21 protein-coding genes are annotated in these 19,535 nt (G+C 38.6%); 15 read left to right on the forward strand and 6 right to left on the reverse strand.

Features of this window, described 5'->3' with window-relative positions; all coding sequences use genetic code 11:
• Window positions 1-49: 49 nt before the first annotated feature.
• Both ribH and IPI99_09330 read right to left on the reverse strand, forming a co-directional pair.
• Complete coding sequence (gene ribH, locus IPI99_09325; protein ID MBK7340715.1) at window positions 50-541, reverse strand: 6,7-dimethyl-8-ribityllumazine synthase; 492 nt, start codon at window positions 539-541, stop codon at window positions 50-52.
• A 6-nt stretch (window positions 542-547) separates the two neighbouring features.
• Entirely contained in the window at window positions 548-1,267 is a 720-nt protein-coding gene (locus IPI99_09330) for a tetratricopeptide repeat protein (protein MBK7340716.1), read from the reverse strand.
• Between the two features lie 318 nt (window positions 1,268-1,585).
• Between IPI99_09330 and typA the strand changes: the two genes are divergently transcribed.
• A complete protein-coding gene (typA, locus tag IPI99_09335; GenBank protein MBK7340717.1) occupies window positions 1,586-3,403 on the forward strand; it encodes a translational GTPase TypA in 1,818 nt (605 codons plus the stop codon).
• Window positions 3,404-3,432: 29 nt separating this feature from the next.
• Here typA and IPI99_09340 read toward each other — a convergent pair whose 3' ends face one another.
• The 3 genes from IPI99_09340 to IPI99_09350 are packed head-to-tail and all read right to left on the reverse strand — an operon-like array spanning window position 3,433 to window position 5,812.
• Window positions 3,433-4,086: a phosphatidylserine decarboxylase family protein gene (locus IPI99_09340; GenBank protein ID MBK7340718.1), complete on the reverse strand. Its 654-nt coding sequence runs from the start codon at window positions 4,084-4,086 to the stop codon at window positions 3,433-3,435.
• A 6-nt stretch (window positions 4,087-4,092) separates the two neighbouring features.
• Window positions 4,093-4,926, reverse strand: a complete 834-nt coding sequence (locus IPI99_09345; GenBank protein MBK7340719.1) for a phosphatidate cytidylyltransferase — start codon at window positions 4,924-4,926, stop codon at window positions 4,093-4,095.
• 1 nt (window position 4,927) lies between these two features.
• Entirely contained in the window at window positions 4,928-5,812 is an 885-nt protein-coding gene (locus IPI99_09350; protein ID MBK7340720.1) for a CPBP family intramembrane metalloprotease, read from the reverse strand.
• Window position 5,813: 1 nt separating this feature from the next.
• Between IPI99_09350 and IPI99_09355 the strand changes: the two genes are divergently transcribed.
• The 4 genes from IPI99_09355 to IPI99_09370 all read left to right on the forward strand — a co-directional run bounded on the left by IPI99_09355 (window position 5,814) and on the right by IPI99_09370 (window position 12,287).
• Complete coding sequence (locus IPI99_09355; GenBank protein ID MBK7340721.1) at window positions 5,814-6,542, forward strand: pyridoxine 5'-phosphate synthase; 729 nt, start codon at window positions 5,814-5,816, stop codon at window positions 6,540-6,542.
• Between the two features lie 154 nt (window positions 6,543-6,696).
• A complete protein-coding gene (locus IPI99_09360) occupies window positions 6,697-9,978 on the forward strand; it encodes a SusC/RagA family TonB-linked outer membrane protein (GenBank protein MBK7340722.1) in 3,282 nt (1,093 codons plus the stop codon).
• Window positions 9,979-10,002: 24 nt separating this feature from the next.
• Window positions 10,003-11,448, forward strand: coding sequence for a SusD/RagB family nutrient-binding outer membrane lipoprotein (locus tag IPI99_09365; protein ID MBK7340723.1), 1,446 nt, complete (start codon window positions 10,003-10,005; stop codon window positions 11,446-11,448).
• 11 nt (window positions 11,449-11,459) lie between these two features.
• The gene (locus tag IPI99_09370; protein MBK7340724.1) at window positions 11,460-12,287 is read left to right on the forward strand and encodes a hypothetical protein; all 828 of its coding nucleotides are present in this window, start codon (window positions 11,460-11,462) and stop codon (window positions 12,285-12,287) included.
• A gap of 58 nt (window positions 12,288-12,345) precedes the next feature.
• On the opposite strand, the gene IPI99_09375 is transcribed toward IPI99_09370, so the two are convergent.
• Window positions 12,346-12,780, reverse strand: coding sequence for a GNAT family N-acetyltransferase (locus IPI99_09375; GenBank protein ID MBK7340725.1), 435 nt, complete (start codon window positions 12,778-12,780; stop codon window positions 12,346-12,348).
• A 211-nt stretch (window positions 12,781-12,991) separates the two neighbouring features.
• Here IPI99_09375 and IPI99_09380 point away from each other — a divergent pair, with 211 nt between their 5' ends.
• From IPI99_09380 to rplV, 10 genes are all read left to right on the forward strand, one after another.
• The gene (locus tag IPI99_09380) at window positions 12,992-13,366 is read left to right on the forward strand and encodes a 30S ribosomal protein S12 (protein ID MBK7340726.1); all 375 of its coding nucleotides are present in this window, start codon (window positions 12,992-12,994) and stop codon (window positions 13,364-13,366) included.
• 30 nt (window positions 13,367-13,396) lie between these two features.
• Window positions 13,397-13,864: a 30S ribosomal protein S7 gene (gene rpsG / locus IPI99_09385; protein MBK7340727.1), complete on the forward strand. Its 468-nt coding sequence runs from the start codon at window positions 13,397-13,399 to the stop codon at window positions 13,862-13,864.
• Window positions 13,865-13,893: 29 nt separating this feature from the next.
• Window positions 13,894-16,032, forward strand: a complete 2,139-nt coding sequence (fusA, locus tag IPI99_09390; GenBank protein ID MBK7340728.1) for an elongation factor G — start codon at window positions 13,894-13,896, stop codon at window positions 16,030-16,032.
• Window positions 16,033-16,062: 30 nt separating this feature from the next.
• Window positions 16,063-16,371: a 30S ribosomal protein S10 gene (rpsJ, locus tag IPI99_09395; GenBank protein ID MBK7340729.1), complete on the forward strand. Its 309-nt coding sequence runs from the start codon at window positions 16,063-16,065 to the stop codon at window positions 16,369-16,371.
• 74 nt (window positions 16,372-16,445) lie between these two features.
• The gene (gene rplC / locus IPI99_09400; protein MBK7340730.1) at window positions 16,446-17,069 is read left to right on the forward strand and encodes a 50S ribosomal protein L3; all 624 of its coding nucleotides are present in this window, start codon (window positions 16,446-16,448) and stop codon (window positions 17,067-17,069) included.
• A 6-nt stretch (window positions 17,070-17,075) separates the two neighbouring features.
• A complete protein-coding gene (gene rplD, locus IPI99_09405; protein ID MBK7340731.1) occupies window positions 17,076-17,702 on the forward strand; it encodes a 50S ribosomal protein L4 in 627 nt (208 codons plus the stop codon).
• A gap of 11 nt (window positions 17,703-17,713) precedes the next feature.
• On the forward strand, window positions 17,714-18,010 hold the full coding sequence (rplW, locus tag IPI99_09410) for a 50S ribosomal protein L23 (GenBank protein MBK7340732.1): 297 nt from the start codon (window positions 17,714-17,716) through the stop codon (window positions 18,008-18,010).
• 10 nt (window positions 18,011-18,020) lie between these two features.
• Window positions 18,021-18,854: a 50S ribosomal protein L2 gene (rplB, locus tag IPI99_09415; GenBank protein MBK7340733.1), complete on the forward strand. Its 834-nt coding sequence runs from the start codon at window positions 18,021-18,023 to the stop codon at window positions 18,852-18,854.
• 27 nt (window positions 18,855-18,881) lie between these two features.
• Window positions 18,882-19,145: a 30S ribosomal protein S19 gene (gene rpsS / locus IPI99_09420; protein ID MBK7340734.1), complete on the forward strand. Its 264-nt coding sequence runs from the start codon at window positions 18,882-18,884 to the stop codon at window positions 19,143-19,145.
• A 17-nt stretch (window positions 19,146-19,162) separates the two neighbouring features.
• Window positions 19,163-19,528 (forward strand): 50S ribosomal protein L22, encoded by a 366-nt coding sequence (rplV, locus tag IPI99_09425; protein MBK7340735.1) that lies wholly within the window; start codon window positions 19,163-19,165, stop codon window positions 19,526-19,528.
• The last annotated feature ends 7 nt before the right edge of the window (window positions 19,529-19,535 follow it).

The following is a 19,535-nucleotide window of genomic DNA, read 5'->3' on the forward strand; positions in this document are numbered from 1 at the left end:
TATAAACCCTTTTGTTGATACAGAGTTTCGGTTAACGATTATTTATCGTTCAAATTTGTATCGTCCTCTTGAGAAGCAACATCTTACAGATAACATCAGCACACTCTTCGCCTTTTTTGGAAACAGGTCCGATGGTCCTTGATTTTGCTTGCTCTAGATTATTGACAGTGAGAATTCCCAAAGCGAGAGGTTTGGAGTATTTTATTTGAATATGTAACAAAGTTTTAGACACAGCGTGGTTGAGAACATCATCATGGCTTGTTTCTCCTTTGATCACGCAACCAAGTGTTATAACACCATCTATCTGTGGAAGCTCAAGCACCCATTTTGATGCTATAGGAATTTCAAATACTCCCGGAACTCTACAAATAAATAGTTGCGAATCCTTAAAGCCAAGTTCGTGCAATCGATCAAGGCAGTTAGAGAGTAGTAATGAGGTAATGCTTTCATTCCACTCCGAACAAATGATTCCCAAGGAAATCGAACGAAGGTAAAGTAAATCAACTTGGGAGAAGTCAATAGGAGTAGGAGCAAGGCCCATACTTCTTTACTTCTCTAAAGCAATGATGAATTTTTCTATGTTATTTCCGTCAGGGGACTCAGGGTATTTATTCTTAATTTCCTTGTATGCTTCTAATGCCGTAGAATTGTCTCCCAGCTTTTCAGACAGCAGTCCCAATTTTTTCAAATAGAACGGTGTCAGGAAATCGTTCTCAACTACTTTACTGGCTTTTTTGTAACTGTCTCGTGCTCCTTCGAAATCGTTCATCTCAGCTTGGATATCTCCTGTGATTCCTTCTTTCATTATTGGCATGATATTACCTGAAGCTTTGTAGGAAGAAATAAAATCTTTAGCTTCCTGGTAGTTACCAAGTTTTAGGTTGCATATTGCCGCATAATATTTTGCTAGGTTTCCTGCATCAGTACCGCTATAATTTTCAGAGATTTCTTTAAAACCAGGGAAACCCGCTCCCGGATTGTTCAGGGCCATTTCAAATGAGTCTTTTTCGAATAAAAACTCAGCTTGATACATTTGCTCCAAAGCTTCCTTGTTTCTAGGTTCGCTATAAAGAAACTTATAGGCAAAGTATCCGCCTACAAGCAGTATTAGGCCGCCTGCTATTCCAAGTATTGTGTTTTTGTGAGCACCATAATAATGCTCTGCAGAGGTCTTTACTTCAGAAAGATCTATGATGGTTTCGTCCGCTTGATTGCCTCTGACAGTATTTTGTGGATTTACTTTACTAGCGCGATATCCTTTTGCCATAATATAATATGCTAAGAGTTTTAAAAAGCGGTGCAAAGTTAATATCTTCTTTTGTGAATAACGATAATTTTTATTGTAATGCTGGAATTTCAAATAATAAATTCATTTGGTTACCCTTTACGACGAAGTTCGTGGCTTGTGATTATTGGTAAAAGCCCTGTGGCTGCTTCATTCAATATATGAATATAATTTATATATAATCTTATCTTAATATATAAACCGATCATTTTTAATTGTAAATCTTTTGTTATTTCATTTTCTCTGCCCTTTGCTTCGTATTGGATGTAGTACTTTTGTGCCCTTTATAAATTGTCTTTTATGAAACAGTTACGCAACATTGCCATTATTGCTCACGTAGATCACGGCAAAACTACCCTGGTAGATAAGATCTTACACCAGACCAAGTTGTTCCGCGAAAATCAATCCACTGGAGAGTTAATATTGGATAACAATGAGCTGGAGAGAGAAAGAGGGATTACCATCCTTTCTAAAAACGTTTCTGTCAGGTGCAAAGATCACAAAATCAATATTATAGACACTCCAGGTCACGCGGATTTTGGTGGAGAGGTGGAAAGGGTTTTAAACATGGCTGACGGTGTTATTTTGCTTGTGGATGCATTTGAAGGTCCTATGCCACAAACTAGATTTGTTTTGGCTAAAGCCCTGCAGTTAGGCAAGAAAGCCATTGTCGTTATAAATAAAGTAGACAAACCCAACTGCAGACCTGAGGAAGTTCACGATCAAGTGTTTGAGTTATTTTTTAATCTCAATGCTACGGATGAGCAACTTGATTTCCCAACCATCTATGGTTCGTCTAAGCAAGGATGGATGAGTGCTGATTATCACAAACCTACTCAAGATATTACTCCATTATTGGACACGATCATCGAGCATATTCCAGCCCACCAAGACTTGGAAGGATCACTTCAGATGATGATCACATCACTGGATTACTCCTCTTATATAGGGCGTATCGCCGTAGGGAGGATTTCGAGAGGAACCATTCGAATCAATCAGCCGGTCAGTCTTGTGAAAAGAGATGGGAGTATCCAAAAGTCAAGGGTAAAAGAGCTTTATGTATTCGAAGGTTTAGGCAAGTCAAAAGTTGAAGAAGTTTCTCAGGGAGAGATATGCGCAGTTTTCGGAATTGAAAATTTTGAAATTGGAGACACTGTTGCAGATTTTGAGAATCCGGAGGCTTTGGAACCTATCCAGATAGATGAGCCGACCATGTCGATGTTGTTTACTATCAACACCTCACCTTTTTTCGGTAAAGAGGGAAAGTACGTGACTTCAAGACATATCAGAGAAAGATTGGAGAAAGAATTGGAGAAAAATTTAGCCTTAAAGATTGAGGATACAGCCTCGCCGGATTCCATCTTGGTTTATGGTAGAGGTATTCTTCACCTGTCCATATTGATTGAGACGATGAGACGTGAGGGATATGAATTGCAAGTGGGGCAACCAAGAGTAATTATCAAGGAAATCCATGGACTAAAATGTGAACCCGTCGAGTTAATGACAGTAGATGTACCTGAATCTTTTTCTGGAAAAATTATCGAATTGGCAAGCCAGCGACGTGGTGAATTGACTATGATGGAGACAAGGGGCGATTTGGTACACATGGAGTTCAATATTCCATCTCGAGGTTTGATTGGATTGAGAAATTTAATGCTGACGGCATCTGCCGGTGAAGCTATAATCGCTCATAGGTTTATGGATTTTGAGCCCTGGAAAGGCAGCATACCTTCTAGAATAAATGGCGTTATGATCGCAAAAGAAGCGGGAATGGCAACAGCTTATTCTATCGGATACCTTCAGGAACGAGGTACTTTTTTCATTGATCCAGGTGACCAAGTGTATATGGGTCAGATATTGGGAGAGCAGATCAGACCAGGGGACTTGGTGGTCAATATTGTAACTGCCAAAAAGCTGACCAATATGCGGGCTTCCGGTTCAGATGGAACGATTCAGATCATTCCTAAAAAGAACTTTTCTTTAGAAGAAGCTTTAGAATACATCCAGGAAGATGAGTATCTTGAAATAACGCCAAAATCTTTGCGTCTCCGCAAAGTGATTCTGGATGAAAATGAGAGAAAGAAAGCAGGGAAATCATTGGAAACTATAGAATCTTGATTGTTTTACTTTAGCGGCCTCTCAAATAATTACTTTAATCTGGCAATAAGATCCAAATTACCTTTGACTTTTTGATCAAGTGTTACTAGTATCTGGGCATCTAAGGGAAGAAACAAATCAACTCTGGAACCGAATTTGATAAAACCCATATCCTGGCCCTGCACAGCAATCTCTCCTTCTTTTGAATAGCAGACTATTCTTCTCGCCAAAGCACCTGCTATCTGCCTCATAAGGATTACTGGGCCGGCATCAGAATCGATGCCCACTGTTGTTCTTTCATTTTCAGTTGAAGATTTTGGATCCCAGGCTACTAAATATTTACCTGGATGGTACCGAGAATAGGATACTTTTCCTCCTATCGGATACCGGTTGACATGTACATTCAGCGGATTCATAAAAATTGAAACCTGGATACATTCTTTTTGGAGAAATTCTGGTTCAAACACTTTTTCAATCACAACAATTTTACCATCTGCTGGGGCAAATACTTTAAATTTGTCTGGTTGAGAAATGCCTCTTTCAGGATTTCGAAAAAAATTGAGAACTAAAAAAAAGATAACCCCAAAAAATATACATGCCCAACTAATTCCGGGTAATCCTAAAAAATACCACAACAGCATAAGCACTGCATATATCAGTAAACTAAAAATCAAATAAATTTTTCCTTCTTTGTGAATATTCATATTATTTTATTGGTAATACATTTTAAAGAATATATAGATAATTGTTCCTATCGGTATAATGAAAAAGAAACTATCAAATCTGTCCAAGAATCCACCATGACCGGGCAATAAGTTCCCACTATCTTTAATGCCAATGATGCGCTTCAACCTGGATTCAAACAAATCACCTGCTGTTCCCGCTACCCAAATTCCAATGCTGAAGAAGATGGATGGAAGCATGTCCATTTTTTCAGAATAAAAATAAGTATTGAGCAAAAATCCAACTAATATTGCTGCCAATCCACCTGAAATAAATCCTTCCACAGTCTTTTTTGGTGAAATTGCAGGAGCCAAAGCTGTTTTACCAATCAACCTGCCTCCTATATAAGCGAATACATCACTTGCCCAATTGATTGCAATCATTCCTAATAATATTTTCCTGTTCACATAGAAATTAGACACCAACAACATGATCCCTATAATCAGTGGCATTCCAATATATAAGACACCAGCTTGCCATTCAAGAACTTTTTTTTGATTTGGATCAGCCCTGAAAGTGAAATCAATAAAATAATAGAGTATAGTAGAAGCAAAAATCCCAAGAAAAAAAATAGTACTCATCTCAGGATGCCCAATCAAATGAGATGTGATCAAAATCAAGAGAATTCCAGTGAGCAAACTCGCACATAAAAAATAAAACCTTGTCCGTTTTAGTTCAGTTGATATGAAATTTTGGGACCATTCGATTGAAGAAAAGATCAAAATTACTAAGAAGAGAATAAGAGCGCTGATCCAATGCCCATATATTGCAATGATCATCACGGCAGCCAGAATAAATCCGGTTATACTTCTTTTAAGCATATTACGATGTCTTTGGTGTAGAAATCCACCCTAATTTTTTACTTATAAAAAATAAAGGAACCAAACTGAATAAGGTCATTGCTCCTATTTGAAGAAACTTGACAAGATCTGCCGATTGAAAAGCGTTTGATTCAATATTTGTTTCACCTAATAAATATACCGCAGTAATTTGAACGCCATTAAATAAAAAATGTAAAAGGATCGAATTCCAGATGCATTGAGTTTTCCAATAAACCAATCCGAGGAGAAGACCCAATAGGATTCTTGGAAGCACTCCTTCCATTTGCATATGTATTACTCCAAAAACAATTGAACTCACTAACCAAGCAGAAATCTGGCTTTTGAACAAATGTTTCAATTGATTTTGAAGTATTCCCCTGAACACCCATTCTTCGGCGACTGCTGGAAGCACAGCTGCTGTGATCATCATTACCAGATAATCTGAAAATGAATCCATTTTTAACATTTTTTCCAACAATTCAGCAAGTTTATCTTCTGTGCTGGTAGCCCATTCAGGAAGTGGAATAGATTGATTGACAACTGCACTGTAAGCGACAGAAGGAAGAAAACAAATCATAAAAGCCAGGATCCAATAAAAGCTATCAAGTTTGAATAATCGAGGAGAAAGTTCACTTCGGATCAAACTTTTATTGATGGTGACAAGAAATGCAGGTAACAAAAGTCCAAATATCTGACCGGAAATCTGAGCAATAATCAGTTGTGGACCAGTCATAAGATTTGTGGGATCGACAGAGCTACCGAAGTCAGACCAAGATATTTTTTGATTAAAATATAGAATCAACATGGTCATACTGTTCGAAAACAAGATACCGCTGAAGAGAAGCAACGCAAATTGTAGTAAGTTTACAGCAGCTTTTTTTTGCATAATGGAAAAGATGAATCCAAGATTGAGCGTAAATATCAATAAAATTGCACTGATAAGAAACTCTCGAGGTGCAAATCTACCCGATTTGTCTCAAGTAGCAAGAGACTGTGAAAGATTTGGAGCCCAGGGGATCACCGTCCATCCTCGGCCAGACGAGCGCCACGTTCGAAAAAGTGACATATCTTCTTTGAAAAAAATTGTAAGTACCGAATTCAATATTGAGGGATATCCTTCCTCAGAATTTGTGGACTTGGTAGTCAAAACAAAACCGGAACAGGTGACTTTGGTCCCTGATCCTCCAGGAGCCTTGACTTCAGACCACGGTTGGGATATAAAGGAGTATTTCAATTTTCTTGCAGATGTATTGGCAGCTTTCAAAAGTGCGGGCATTCGAACTTCCCTATTCATTGATGCAGATCCTAAGGCAGTTGATTGGGCCAGAAAAGTAGGAGTAGATCGAGTAGAGCTCTATACAGGTCCTTATGCGGCAAGGTTTGACAACAATCCGGGCATGGCAGTAGAAGCTTACAAGCTTACCGCACAGAGATGCCAGGCTCAAGGTTTGGGCATAAATGCAGGCCACGACCTCAATCTCAGAAATTTGAGCTATTTCCGAAGGAATGTGCCAGGTTTGTTGGAAGTCAGCATAGGTCATGCATTAGTTTGCGATGCCATCTATATAGGCCTAGAAAATTCGATTCAGAGGTACTTATGGGAGCTACAAAGCTAAAGTATTTAAAATTAACAGGTTACACATTATATGATTTTTTAATATTATTTTTTGTTTAAATTTATCTTAATTTTTTGTAAATAAATTTGGCATCAATATTAGAAAACCACATAAATTGCGGTCATTTAAATTTTTAAACAAAAACTAACCCATTATGAAGAGAAGTTTTCTGATTTTCTTTTCGCTCTTGTTTTTTGCGTTAACAGCGCATGCACAACGGGTGATAAAAGGAACGATCACTGACAAAAAAGGTGATCCCGTCATCGGAGCAAATGTAGTGGCCAAGGGTACTACAGTTGGAACAGTCACAGACATTGACGGACGTTATATGCTTTCAGTTCCAGAAGGAACGACAGCTTTGGTTGTGAGTTATACTGGCTACACAAATCAAGAATTGGCGCTAGGAGCCAGCAATATTGCAGATGGAAGCTTAGAAGAAGGAATTCTATTAGCTGAGACTGTAGTGAGTGCTTTAGGTGTTAAAAGGAATAAAAGTGATGTCCCTTATGCGAATCAAACTGTATCCTCCGATGAATTAAACACTACAACAAGTAAATCTGTCCTTAATTCTTTGCAAGGCAAGACAGCCGGAGTAAAGATTAATCAAGCTTCAGGAGCAACGGGCGCTTCTACCAGGATTGTTTTGAGAGGCGAAACGTCTTTAACTCAAGGCAATAATGCATTAATCGTTGTCGATGGCGTACCTATCAACAACTCTACAGCATCAGGAGGTGGTGGGGTAGGTAAAGATGGAGATAGAGACAACTATGTTGACTTCGGTAATAGAGCTAATGATTTGAATCCTGATGACGTAGAGTCAGTGACTATTCTTAAAGGACCTTCTGCCACTTCTTTGTATGGATCAAGGGGAGGGTCTGGAGTAATCCTGATTACTACTAAAAAAGGAAAATCAAATGACCTCGGTAGACCAAATGTAAGTCTGAGTACATCTTACAGCAGTGACAATGTTTATTTGATCATGAAACAGCAACAACAGTTTGGTTCTGGTTATCAAAGCTGCGGTGGCTGTGGTGGTGGAATAAACATTTTTATGGGAGAAAATTTTGCATGGGGTGCCCCTTTCGATGGTAGACTTATTCCTTGGACAGCTCAGCCTGCTGATGAGGATGGAAATTTACTTCCATTAAAAAATGGAAAATATGAACAATTGGTTAGGCCATACAGCTCAGTCAAAAATAATTTGAGAAATTTCTTTGATATAGGAAGTACTAAAAGGATAAATGTTGGAATTGATGGTGCAACTGATAAATTTAACTATTTGGTTTCTTATACAAATTTCAATGTTGATGGAATCGTACCATTTACTAATCTAAAGAAAAATAGTTTCCTGATAAACGTTGGATCAAACTTCTCTAAGAAATTCTCAACTGGATTCTCATTAAATTATGTTAAAGTAAAACAAAGAGGAGCTACTGAAGGAGGTTACCCGTTTGGTTATTCAAGTGGAACTCCAGCATATTCTTTCGCTTTACAAACACCATCTAATATTCCATTCGAAGAACTGAGAGATTACAATAGCCCTTACCATGATTTTAGAGGCTTTTATGGACAATACTCAATAAATCCATATTTCATCCTTGATCAGCAAAAATTACTGAATAATGTAGATAATATTATTTCTTCAATTTCAGCAAAATATGCTGTCGCAAAAGATTTGAATATTTTGGGTCAAGTGAGTACAAATGTAAGTACTGGTTCAATTCAGGAAAATATTCCTAAGTTCACTTATGAAAGGGCGTTATCTTGGTCAGATGGTGAATTATCTGATTTTGGTAGTCCAAGAGAAAATTATAGTCTAGGCGGTTATAAAGAGAAAAACGAAACTCGAATCGACCTAATCTATGATTTAAAGGCGAATTACAATTGGAAAATAAACGAAAGTTGGAGTTTGTCTCCAACAATTGGTTTGAATTCGATTGAAGAAAATTATAGAGAAGTAACAGGAGCTACAGTTGGCGGATTAGTTATTCCTGAATTTTATCATTTGACAAATGGCGTACAAGGTTCCATTTCTACAAATACTTCTTCAAAATATAGACTTTTTGGAATGTACGCGAATGCGTATTTAGGTTTCAAAAATTTTGTTTTTGCGGAGTATAGTGCTAGAAAAGACTGGTCTTCCACTTTGCCAAAAGGTAAAAGAGGATTCTTCTATCAAGGGGTAGGTTTATCATTTGTTCCATCTAATTTGAGCAATTGGAATGATAATATCGTTTCATATTTGAAATTAAGAGGAAGCATTGGAACAGCTGGAAAAGATGCTCCAAAGTATAGGTTGAATACATATTATAACCTTAACCCAATTATACTTGACTATGGCGACGATTACCGCGTTAGATTCCCTTTTGGTGATGGAGCTGGTGCAAACAAATCTAATTTCATCGGAAATCCTGATTTAAAGCCTGAATTATCATTGACAACTGAGGTTGGAATTGATATAGGATTAATAAAAGACAGACTGTCTTTGGAATACACTTATTATATCATAGATTCAAAAAATCAGATTGTTGACGTAAATATCCCATGGTCCTCTGGTTTTTCTGTGATTCCTTCCAACATTGGAAGAATGCAGAACAAAGGGCATGAGTTGAGTTTAAAAGCTAAGCCAATAAAGACTAAGAATTTTAATTGGGATTTATTTGTCAATTTCTCTAAAAATGATAATGTTGTAAAAACAATTTTGGAGAACGAAGATGAAACTGATGAATTGAATATTTATGCTGGCTTAGTTCATTTTGCTGGGCATGGATCTTTGAATTTAGTTGCTGCAGAAGGAAAACCATTCGGTACCTTCAAAGGAACAACATACGTGTATAATGAAGGTAGATTAGTGGTTGATGGAACTGGTAATCCAAAACAAAGCAATACTCTTGAATACTTAGGTTCTTATCAAGCAGATTATTTAATGAATTTTGGAACTGAACTGAAATTCAAAAATCTGGCACTAAATGTTATATTTGACAAACGACAGGGAGGACTTTTCTTTTCTGGAACAAAATTATCCACAGAGTTCAATGGAACAGCTAGTACTACAACTTTGAACGACAGAAAAGAATTCGTTATTCCGAATAGCGTCGATGAAAATGGAGATGCTAATAAAGCAAATACACAAGCATATGCATATTTCAAAGGACTACCTGCATCTGCATTTTTGTTAGATGCATCTTATCTCAAATTAAGAGAATTGAGTCTTTCATATGAACTTTCTGCAAAAGGATGCCTAAGCAACACTGGATTTAAGTCTGCAATAATTTCAATCTTTGGAAGAAATTTGAAGTATTGGTTGCCATCTGAAAATACTTTTGCTGATCCAGAAGTTGGAGGTGTTGGTGGAGCATCAGATGCTGTTGGTATTGAAACAACAACTACTCCTTCGTTTAGAAGTTATGGAGCCGAAATAAGATTGAAATTTTAATTCAATAAATTAAAAGTTAATTAAATGAAATCATTAATAAAATTATTTACGATATTTAGTGTCTTGGTATTTTTTTCCAGTTGCGATAAATACTTCGACGTCAATGAAGATCCAAATAGATCTACTTTGACCCAAAATAATCTTCAGCTCAGCTCTGGGCAATTATATATAGGCAATGCCATTGGAGATCGTCTGTTTTCTCAAATGAATGTTTGGTGCCAATATAATACTGGTGGCCCGGGCGTAGCACTTGGCGATTGGGACAAGAACACAATGTCTGCTGCTGATGCTAATCAGGTATTTAGAGATTTGTACAGAAGTAGTAGTAATTTAAAACCATTACTCAGCAGTTCAAATCCAGCCTACAAGGGTATTGCTCAAATTTTAATTGGCCATAATTATATGATTTGTGCGGATTTATTTGGGAATATTCCTGTGCTTGACGCATTAAATGGTGATATTACAGATGGTTCAGTGTTCAATCCAAAGTATGATGATGCTGCATCAATTGTTTATCCTGAAGTAGAAAAGTTAATTGAAGCAGGACGGGCCACGATAGCTTCTGCTACTGCAGGAGACCATGTTTCAGGGGATTTGATTTATGGTGGAGATTTAACTTTATGGGAGAAATTTGCTAATACCATTTTACTTCGTCTTTATACAAGATTGGGTGATGCAGGCAAAGCCAAACTAGCTGCTGTTGCAGCTCGTCCTTTGATCACTTCAAATAGTGAGATGGCCAAAATTTCTTACCCTGGTGGATCTTTAGCTTCAAACCCATTCTGGCAAGATGCTAAAAGTACCTCTCTCGGAAATTTTTATATTGCTTCGTTAACTGCATTGAGTTATTTGCAAGCAAATGAGGATCCAAGGATTGATGCATTTTATAATCCTGGTTCAGCTGGTCATTTAGGTTTGAAACAAGGTGATATCCAAAATGCACCTAGTACAGCAGACTATTCAAGACCACATGGTGCTCGCTTGGCGACTGGCGGTAACGTTTTTGGCCCAGAGATTCCTGTCATATTGGCAAGTAGTTGGGAGACGAACCTTCTTCTGGCTGAAGCTGCTGCAAAGGGTAGTATTGGCGGTTCTGCTGCTACATATTATGACAATGGCGTAGCTGAAAGCTTTAACTACATGGGGCTTGATACGAACGAATTAAAGACTTATCTTACAAATTTGGGTGCATTCAATGCTGGATCTCCAATTAAATCAATAGCATTGCAAAAGTGGATTTGCATGAATAATCTCCAACCTGTTGAGTCTTGGATCGAGACAAGAAGAGTTGATAATAGTTCATCTCCCATTTTTGCTTCATCAGGAGGGATATTTATTGTCCCAACTTCAAATGTATTGGGAGGCTCAAATTTCCCTAGTATATTATTTTATCCTGAGAATGAACAAGCATTGAATTCCAATTTTCCAGGACAACATACATTATTAGACAAGGTATTTTGGGACAAATAAATTAAATGAACATGAAAAAAAATTATTTTATAAAAAAATTGTATATTTTAGGGATTTGTATTCTTCCACTATTATATGCATGTAAGAACGATGACTTTGTAGCTTCTTACCCTCAAACTACATCAATTCCAATAATAATAGAACAGTTTGTTGAAGCAAGTTATGTTTATGGAAAGGGCAATTCAAATATCATTAACGACATCCCAGATGTAGTTGCTATTGCTGTTGATTCCACAGTTGGATTTGAAGGTGGTTATGGTGGTAAAACTGGTATGGATACAATTAAAATATTAAAAAGTGATATCGTATTTTGGCCAGACACAGTAGATGTGGGAGGTTACACTATTTCATTTGAAAAATTCAACAAATCCAACTTTAAAGCAGTATTAAGTTCTAATATAGTTATTGCCGGTCCAATCTCGGACCCTGGTCCTACGGATCTTGCTGGTACATATAAAAGGACTGCTAATGGATTTTTGATCGAAATCAAAAAGGTATTTGATGGTGTTTACGTAATTGATAATCCTGGAGGGGCTGGAGTTCCAGCATTTCCTTATTTGCTTTACAATCACAAGTCTAGTACAGGAGGTGATGAGTTGAGATTTCCAAACCAAACAAATCCATGTGGGGGCGGATTAATGTTAGTTGCTGATAATGCACCAAATGGCTTGAAAAGTTCTGAGTATAGTGCAAGTTATCCACCAAAGATTACTGCAACGAGTCCTTTGACGCTAAAATGGAAAATATTTGAATTTCCAAGTGCGAGTGCATCTTCAGGGCATACAGGCGCTGCTTTATGCCAATGGGGCTTAGGTGTAAGAACATTTGAAAAACAATAGACTTAGGGAAATTAACCAAATAAAAAAAGGGCGGGTATTCACTCGCCCTTTTTTTATTTTACAGCTCCATGATGCAATTTTCCCATTCTGAACTGATCTGGCATCGATATTTTAGATAAAATGACTTGGCTAGTTCATTCCAATCAAGAACTTGCCATTTTACTAGTTTGCACTTGCGATTTCTAGCTTCATCTAGAAAGGACTCAAACAAAAGCTTTCCAATGCCAAGCCTGCGGAATTGAGGTCTGACAATAAAGTCCTCTAGGTATAAGGTCCGCCCTTTCCAGGTACTGAAATAATCAAAATATAAACACATTCCCGCAGTAACTCCATCCTTCTCGACGATGAAGGCTTCTATTTGTCCTGAGGTAAGGGCTATTTCAAAATCCGCAATCTGGGTGATCATCGATTCAGGTTCATTTTCATAAACCGCAAGCTCATATACCAATTCAAAGATGTTAGAGGCATCTGCTATTGTAGCTTTCCTAAGCATAAAATCCATGTTTTCTTTTTTAAAGCGAAGATATACTCCTGCTTTGTCTAAACATCTTGTTAATTTGAATAAATATAATAAAAAAGTAAAGAGGGGTTTGTCAATATTGCGAAAAGACTGTACCTTTGCGATTCCTTTTGGGATAGGTATATCATAAAAGGTTGAAAACGTGTAAGATATAGTAATTTGATTTTTAAGCGATAAGTAAATTATGCCTACTATTAACCAGTTAATCCGGGTTGGAAGAGAAAAAGTGGTTTACAAAAGTAAATCCAGGGCGCTACAGTCTAATCCTCAAAAAAGAGGTGTTTGTACTCGTGTCTATACCACCACTCCCAAGAAACCAAATTCCGCTTTACGCAAAGTAGCTAAAGTGAGATTGACTAATGGAATTGAGGTAATTTGTTATATCCCCGGCGAAGGACATAATTTGCAAGAACACTCTATCGTATTAGTTAGAGGCGGTCGTGTGAAAGATCTACCAGGAGTTCGATACACTATTGTAAGAGGTGCGCTGGACACAGCAGGAGTGAATAATCGTAAAAAAAGCCGTTCTAAATATGGCTCTAAAAGACCTAAAAAATAATAGATAGATATCAAGTAGTATTGTAAAGTCATGAGGAAGCATAAACCAAAAAAGAGAATACTTGAACCGGATCCTAGGTACTCAGATACCATGGTCACACAGTTTATCAATAATATGTTGTGGCAAGGGAAAAAATCAACTGCTTATAAGATATTTTATGACGCTATGGATCAAGTTGAGACTAAGTTGTCAGAAAATCCTCATGAAGTTTGGAAGAGAGCATTAAGCAATGTCATGCCTCATATTGAAGTTCGTCCAAAAAGAATTGGTGGAGCAACATTCCAGATTCCAATGGAAATGAGACCTGAGCGCAAGTTGTCAATTGGTATTAAATGGTTGATCAGATATTCACGGGCACGTGCCGGTAAAGGTATGGCCGATAAACTGGCCAGCGAAATTATTTCAGCTTCTAAAGGAGAAGGCGCTGCAGTAAAGAAAAAAGAAGATACACACAAAATGGCGGAATCTAACCGCGCTTTTGCACATTTTAGAGCGTAATCAGGGTACAGGCTAGAGAAAATAGAACAATGGCAAAAGATTTAAATTTTTTAAGAAATATAGGAATTGCGGCTCACATTGATGCAGGCAAAACCACTACCACAGAGCGTATCCTTTATTACACTGGACTTACTCATAAGATCGGAGAAGTTCACGATGGAGCTGCTACCATGGACTGGATGGCACAAGAACAAGAAAGAGGTATCACAATTACTTCTGCGGCTACCCAAACCAATTGGAATTGGAAGGATACATCATATACAGTAAATATCATTGATACACCCGGTCACGTCGACTTTACCGTTGAAGTGAATAGGTCTCTTAGAGTTTTGGACGGCTTGGTGTTTTTGTTCAGTGCCGTTGACGGTGTTGAACCTCAGTCAGAGACAAACTGGAGATTAGCTGACAACTACAAAGTCCCGCGATTGGGATTTGTAAATAAAATGGATCGCCAAGGTGCAGATTTCTTCATGGTTGTCAATCAAGTGAAGAAAATGCTGGGTTCCAACGCTGTACCACTACAAGTACCTATCGGTGCAGAAGAGCATTTCAAAGGTGTTGTGGATCTGATTACCAATAAGGCCATGATTTGGGACGAAGAATCCAAAGGAATGACCTACACTGAGATTCCAATTCCGGATGATCTAAAAGATACTGTTCAGGAATATCGTCAAAAACTCATAGAGAATATAGCTGAGTATGATGATGATCTGATGATGAAGTTTTTTGATAATCCTGACAGCATTACTGAAGAAGAAATGATCAAGGCAATTCGAGCCGCTGTGTGCGATATGAAATTCGTACCGATGATGTGTGGATCTGCCTTTAAAAATAAAGGTGTTCAAGCTGTACTGGATGCTGTTTGCGCTTTCCTTCCTTCACCATTGGACGGTGAAGCAGTAAAAGGAACCGACCCTAAGACAGACCAGGAAGTGATCAGAAGCTCTAGTGTTGATGAGCCGTTTTCAGCATTAGCTTTCAAAGTAGCTACTGACCCATACGTTGGTAGACTAGTGTTCTTACGAGTTTATTCCGGACGATTGGATGCAGGTTCTTATGTGCTCAAAGTGCGTTCAGAGAAAGATAAATTGTCCATGGAGAAAGAAAGAATCTCCAGATTATTTTTGATGCACGCTAACGACCGAAAGGCAATTGATTATATAGAAGCAGGAGATATTGCTGCGGCAGTTGGATTTAAAGATATAAAGACCGGTGATACACTCTGCGACGAAACAAAACCAATCATTCTTGAAGCGATGGTTTTCCCGGAGCCAGTAATCAGTATCGCGATTGAGCCTAAAACTCAAAAAGATCAAGACAAACTCGGTATGTCTTTAGCCAAATTGGCGGAAGAAGATCCAACATTCAGAGTGATGACTGACGAAAATACAGGTCAAACCATCATTAGTGGAATGGGTGAGTTACATTTGGAGATATTGATTGACAGATTAAAGCGTGAATTTAATGTTGAATGCAACCAAGGTGCACCTCAGGTGAACTATAAGGAAGCATTGACAAAAACGATAGAGCATAGAGAAAGATTGAAAAAACAAACCGGTGGATCGGGATTATTCGCCGATATGGCGTTTGAAATTGGTCCTGCTGATGAATCTTTCCTTGAAAGTGAAGAGTTTAAATCAGGTAAAACCAGAATGCAGTTTGTCTGGGATATATTTGGAGGTTCGATTGACAAATCTTATTTGCCGGCGATTACCAAAGGATTTGAATCCATGATGAACCAAGGGGTATTGGCAGGTTACAATATTGAGAACATGAAAATTCGTGTTTTTGATGGATCTATGCACCCTGTTGACTCTAAGCCACAAGCATTTGAGCTTTGTGCAAAAGATGGTTTCAGGGAAGCTGCTCCTAAAACAGGACCGCAAATTCTTGAACCGATCATGAAACTCGAAGTGATCACACCGGAAGAGTATGTTGGACCCGTAATTGGCGACCTCAACAGACGAAGGGGATTGCCAAAGGGACAAGAAACCAGAATGGGTGGTGCGGTTGCGATTCAAGCGGATGTTCCTCTTTCTGAAATGTTTGGATATGTGACTCAACTTCGTACCATTACGAGTGGACGCGCAAGCTCTACAATGGAGTTTTCACATTACTCTCCGGTACCTAAGAATATCGCAGATGACGTGATTGCAAAGTCAAAATAAAGAAATTAATTATCAAATTGAAATAAAGGCATGAATCAAAAAATTCGGATTAAACTTCGCTCTTATGACCACAATCTTGTAGACAAGAGTACGGAGAAAATCGTCAAAACTGTCCGCAACAGCGGTGCAGTAGTTGCTGGTCCGATTCCGCTGCCAACTGAGAAAGAAATATTTACGGTATTGCGGTCTCCGCACGTAAATAAGAAAGCTCGTGAGCAGTTCCAATTAAGGACCCACAAGAGGTTGATTGAGATTTATACTCCATCACCGAAGACGGTTGACGCTTTGTCAAAACTTGAACTCCCCAGTGGTGTGGACATTCAGGTGAAGTTGTCTTAATTCATCATGCAATAAAATTATTTTTTCTCTACTGTCAGGTGCAGGCGAGAATTTAACTATAAAACTTTCGTATAGTGAACGGAATTATAGGTACAAAAGTAGGTATGACAAGTATCTACTCAGCAGACGGCAAGTACATAGCTTGTACAGTTGTGGAGGCATCTCCCAATATCGTCACTCAGGTAAAATCCACAGAGTCTGATGGCTATTCTGCGCTTCAGCTCTCCTACGGTGAGGCAAAGCCAAAAAATGCAAATAAGGCCATAACAGGTCATTTCAGTGGCGCAAACACGACACCAAAGCGAAAATCTCTTGAGTTTAGAGATTCAACGATCAATAAATCCTTGGGTGAAGCGGTAAGCATTGATGACGTGTTCAAAGAAGGCGACACAGTACACGCTTTTGGCATGAGCAAAGGAAAGGGTTTTCAAGGTGTGATCAAGCGACATGGTTTTGGCGGGGTTCAAAATTCTACTCACGGTCAGCACAACAGACTGAGAGCGCCAGGTTCCATTGGAGCTTCATCTTATCCTTCCAAAGTAGTGAAAGGTTTGAGAATGGCTGGTCAACATGGCAATACTCAGGTAAAAATAAAAAATTTGAAAGTAGCGAAAATCCTTCCGGAGAAGAATCTTATTCTGATCAAAGGAGCTATTCCTGGTCATAAAGGATCATTTGTTGTCATCGAAAAAAAATAAGGTAAAATGCAATTAGAAGTATTAAACCTCAACGGTACAAGCACAGGGAGATCAGTGAATCTTCCGGAGGCAATCTTTGGTGTAGAACCTAACGAGCATGTACTTTATTTAGCGGTAAAGGAATATCTCGCGAATCAACGACAAGGCACGCATGACTCTAAAGAGCGAAATGAAGTCGCAAGATCTACACGGAAGATCAAAAGACAAAAGGGTACAGGTGGTGCTCGTGCAGGATCGTTGAAAAACCCGATGTTTAAAGGTGGTGGACGTATATTTGGACCACACCCAAGGGATTATTCACAAAAGCTAAACAAGAAGGTGAAGGCTTTGGCAAGAATATCCGCATTGTCCCAATTGGCGTCTGCAAATAATATCATCGTCATAGAGGATTTGAAGTTCAATGAACCTAAGACTAAAGATTTTAGTTCGATAGTCAAAAGCTTAAAGCTGGATGATATGAAATCTCTTTTTGTAACACCTGAGTACAATGAAAATGCATATTTGTCTTCACGCAATATTCCAGGGAGCAGCATTCAGGTTGCAAAAGATTTAAATACCTATGAATTGCTGAATACAAAAAAATTGGTACTTACAGAATCCAGCGTCGAGAAACTTATCTCTACACTTAGTTAATTATAATTCAGATGGAGAAGAATATTATCATAAAACCGGTCATCACGGAAAAAGCAGAAAATCTGTCAAAAGACAGAAACACGTATACTTTTTTTGTGGAGAAAAAGGCAAATAAAGTTGAAATCAAAAAAGCCATAGAGGCTGCCTATAGTGTAAACGTGGAGTCAGTTAATACCTCCATCAAACCGGGAAAATCGAAAGTGCGCAGTTCTAAAAAAGGCGTTTATCGTGGTCAGACATCTGCTCGTAAAAAAGCGATGGTGACCCTTGCAGCCGGTGAGTCAATCAATATTTTTGGTGAAAATTAATCAGTGAATCATGCCTGTTAAAAAATTAAACCCCATCACACCTGGTACTCGTTTTAGAGTAGCGAATACTTTTGAAGAGATCACTTGCAACTGCCCCGAGAAATCACTTCTGAGCAGTAAGTCTTCAACAGGTGGTCGTAATAACCAAGGTAGAAGAACAACACGTTATAGAGGTGGCGGACATAAGAAACAATATCGCATTATTGACTTCAATAGAAACAAAGATGGGATAAAAGCAAAAGTTGTGTCTATCGAGTATGATCCAAATCGTACGGCATTCATTGCATTGTTGAATTATATAGATGGGGAGAAAAGGTATATTATAGCTCCTCAGGGACTCAAAGTCGGTACTGAAGTCGTTTCAGGACCCGGTTCTGCTCCCGAAATCGGCAATTCGCTCCCACTCGCTGAAATTCCTTTGGGAGCCAATATCCACTCTATTGAGCTTCATCCACAACAGGGAGCTGCACTCGTGCGTAGTGCTGGAACTTCTGCTGTAATGATGGGAAAAGAGGATAGGTTTGCGGTAATCAAAATGCCATCTGGCGAAATCCGAAGAATTCTGGCAAGTTGCCGAGCTACAATTGGCTCAACTTCAAATCCGGATCATTCTTTGGAATCAATCGGCAAAGCCGGTAGATACCGTTGGATGGGTTTCAAACCACGCAACCGAGGAGTTGCCATGAATCCGGTGGATCACCCAATGGGTGGAGGTGAAGGGCGCTCATCCGGAGGTCACCCAATGTCAAGAACTGGTGTTTATGCAAAAGGTTACAAAACCAGATCGCCTAAAAAACATTCTGACAGTTTAATTATCTCGAAGAGAAAATCATCTAACAAGTAATCTCACCAACAAGTAAGATAAAATACAATGGCAAGATCAATTAAAAAAGGCCCTTACGTTCATCACAAACTGTTGGCAAAGGTCCAAAAAGCCAAAGAATCTACCCGTAAGACGGTGATCAAAACTTGGAGCCGCTCATCAATGATCATACCGGACATGGTAGGAGAAACGATAGCTGTTCACAACGGCAAAATCCACATTCCTGTTTACGTCACTGAAAACATGGTAGGGCACAAGCTCGGAGAGTTTTCACCTACACGAACATTCAAAGGCCATTCAGGAAATCGTTAAACCACTAAGCTAATTACATGGAAGCAGTAGCTAAACTAAGAAATTGTCCTATGTCTCCTCGAAAGATGAGATTGGTAGTGGACCTAATCAGAGGCAAGAAAGTGAATCATGCCTTACATATATTAAAATTCACAAAGAAGGAAGCCTCTGGTTGGTTGGAGAAATTGCTTCTTTCTGCTATCAACAATTGGGAGCAAAAACACGGTGAAGGACAGGCTGAAGAAGCAAATCTTATCGTCAAAACGGCTTTTGTTGATGGTGGCACGGTAATCAAGAGATTTCAACCTGCACCTCATGGTAGGGCACACCGCATACGTAAGCGTAGAAACCACGTGACTATAGTAGTAGGTACTGATCAAAAAACATCCGCAAACAATCTATAATCAGAAA

Source organism: Saprospiraceae bacterium (genome assembly GCA_016710235.1).
Classification (GTDB): domain Bacteria; phylum Bacteroidota; class Bacteroidia; order Chitinophagales; family Saprospiraceae; genus Vicinibacter.

Coding starts and splice junctions, on each gene's coding strand:
- typA (MBK7340717.1), top strand. CDS start 1,586: ATGAAACAGTTACGCAACATTGCCATTATTGCTCACGTAGATCACGGC.
- rplW (MBK7340732.1), top strand. CDS start 17,714: ATGGAGAAGAATATTATCATAAAACCGGTCATCACGGAAAAAGCAGAA.
- IPI99_09330 (MBK7340716.1), bottom strand. CDS start 1,267: ATGGCAAAAGGATATCGCGCTAGTAAAGTAAATCCACAAAATACTGTC.
- ribH (MBK7340715.1), bottom strand. CDS start 541: ATGGGCCTTGCTCCTACTCCTATTGACTTCTCCCAAGTTGATTTACTT.
- rplD (MBK7340731.1), top strand. CDS start 17,076: ATGCAATTAGAAGTATTAAACCTCAACGGTACAAGCACAGGGAGATCA.
- IPI99_09360 (MBK7340722.1), top strand. CDS start 6,697: ATGAAGAGAAGTTTTCTGATTTTCTTTTCGCTCTTGTTTTTTGCGTTA.
- IPI99_09340 (MBK7340718.1), bottom strand. CDS start 4,086: ATGAATATTCACAAAGAAGGAAAAATTTATTTGATTTTTAGTTTACTG.
- IPI99_09375 (MBK7340725.1), bottom strand. CDS start 12,780: ATGCTTAGGAAAGCTACAATAGCAGATGCCTCTAACATCTTTGAATTG.
- rpsG (MBK7340727.1), top strand. CDS start 13,397: ATGAGGAAGCATAAACCAAAAAAGAGAATACTTGAACCGGATCCTAGG.
- IPI99_09370 (MBK7340724.1), top strand. CDS start 11,460: ATGAAAAAAAATTATTTTATAAAAAAATTGTATATTTTAGGGATTTGT.
- rplV (MBK7340735.1), top strand. CDS start 19,163: ATGGAAGCAGTAGCTAAACTAAGAAATTGTCCTATGTCTCCTCGAAAG.
- rpsJ (MBK7340729.1), top strand. CDS start 16,063: ATGAATCAAAAAATTCGGATTAAACTTCGCTCTTATGACCACAATCTT.
- IPI99_09380 (MBK7340726.1), top strand. CDS start 12,992: ATGCCTACTATTAACCAGTTAATCCGGGTTGGAAGAGAAAAAGTGGTT.
- IPI99_09345 (MBK7340719.1), bottom strand. CDS start 4,926: ATGCTTAAAAGAAGTATAACCGGATTTATTCTGGCTGCCGTGATGATC.
- IPI99_09350 (MBK7340720.1), bottom strand. CDS start 5,812: ATGCAAAAAAAAGCTGCTGTAAACTTACTACAATTTGCGTTGCTTCTC.
- IPI99_09355 (MBK7340721.1), top strand. CDS start 5,814: ATGGAAAAGATGAATCCAAGATTGAGCGTAAATATCAATAAAATTGCA.
- IPI99_09365 (MBK7340723.1), top strand. CDS start 10,003: ATGAAATCATTAATAAAATTATTTACGATATTTAGTGTCTTGGTATTT.
- rplB (MBK7340733.1), top strand. CDS start 18,021: ATGCCTGTTAAAAAATTAAACCCCATCACACCTGGTACTCGTTTTAGA.
- rpsS (MBK7340734.1), top strand. CDS start 18,882: ATGGCAAGATCAATTAAAAAAGGCCCTTACGTTCATCACAAACTGTTG.
- fusA (MBK7340728.1), top strand. CDS start 13,894: ATGGCAAAAGATTTAAATTTTTTAAGAAATATAGGAATTGCGGCTCAC.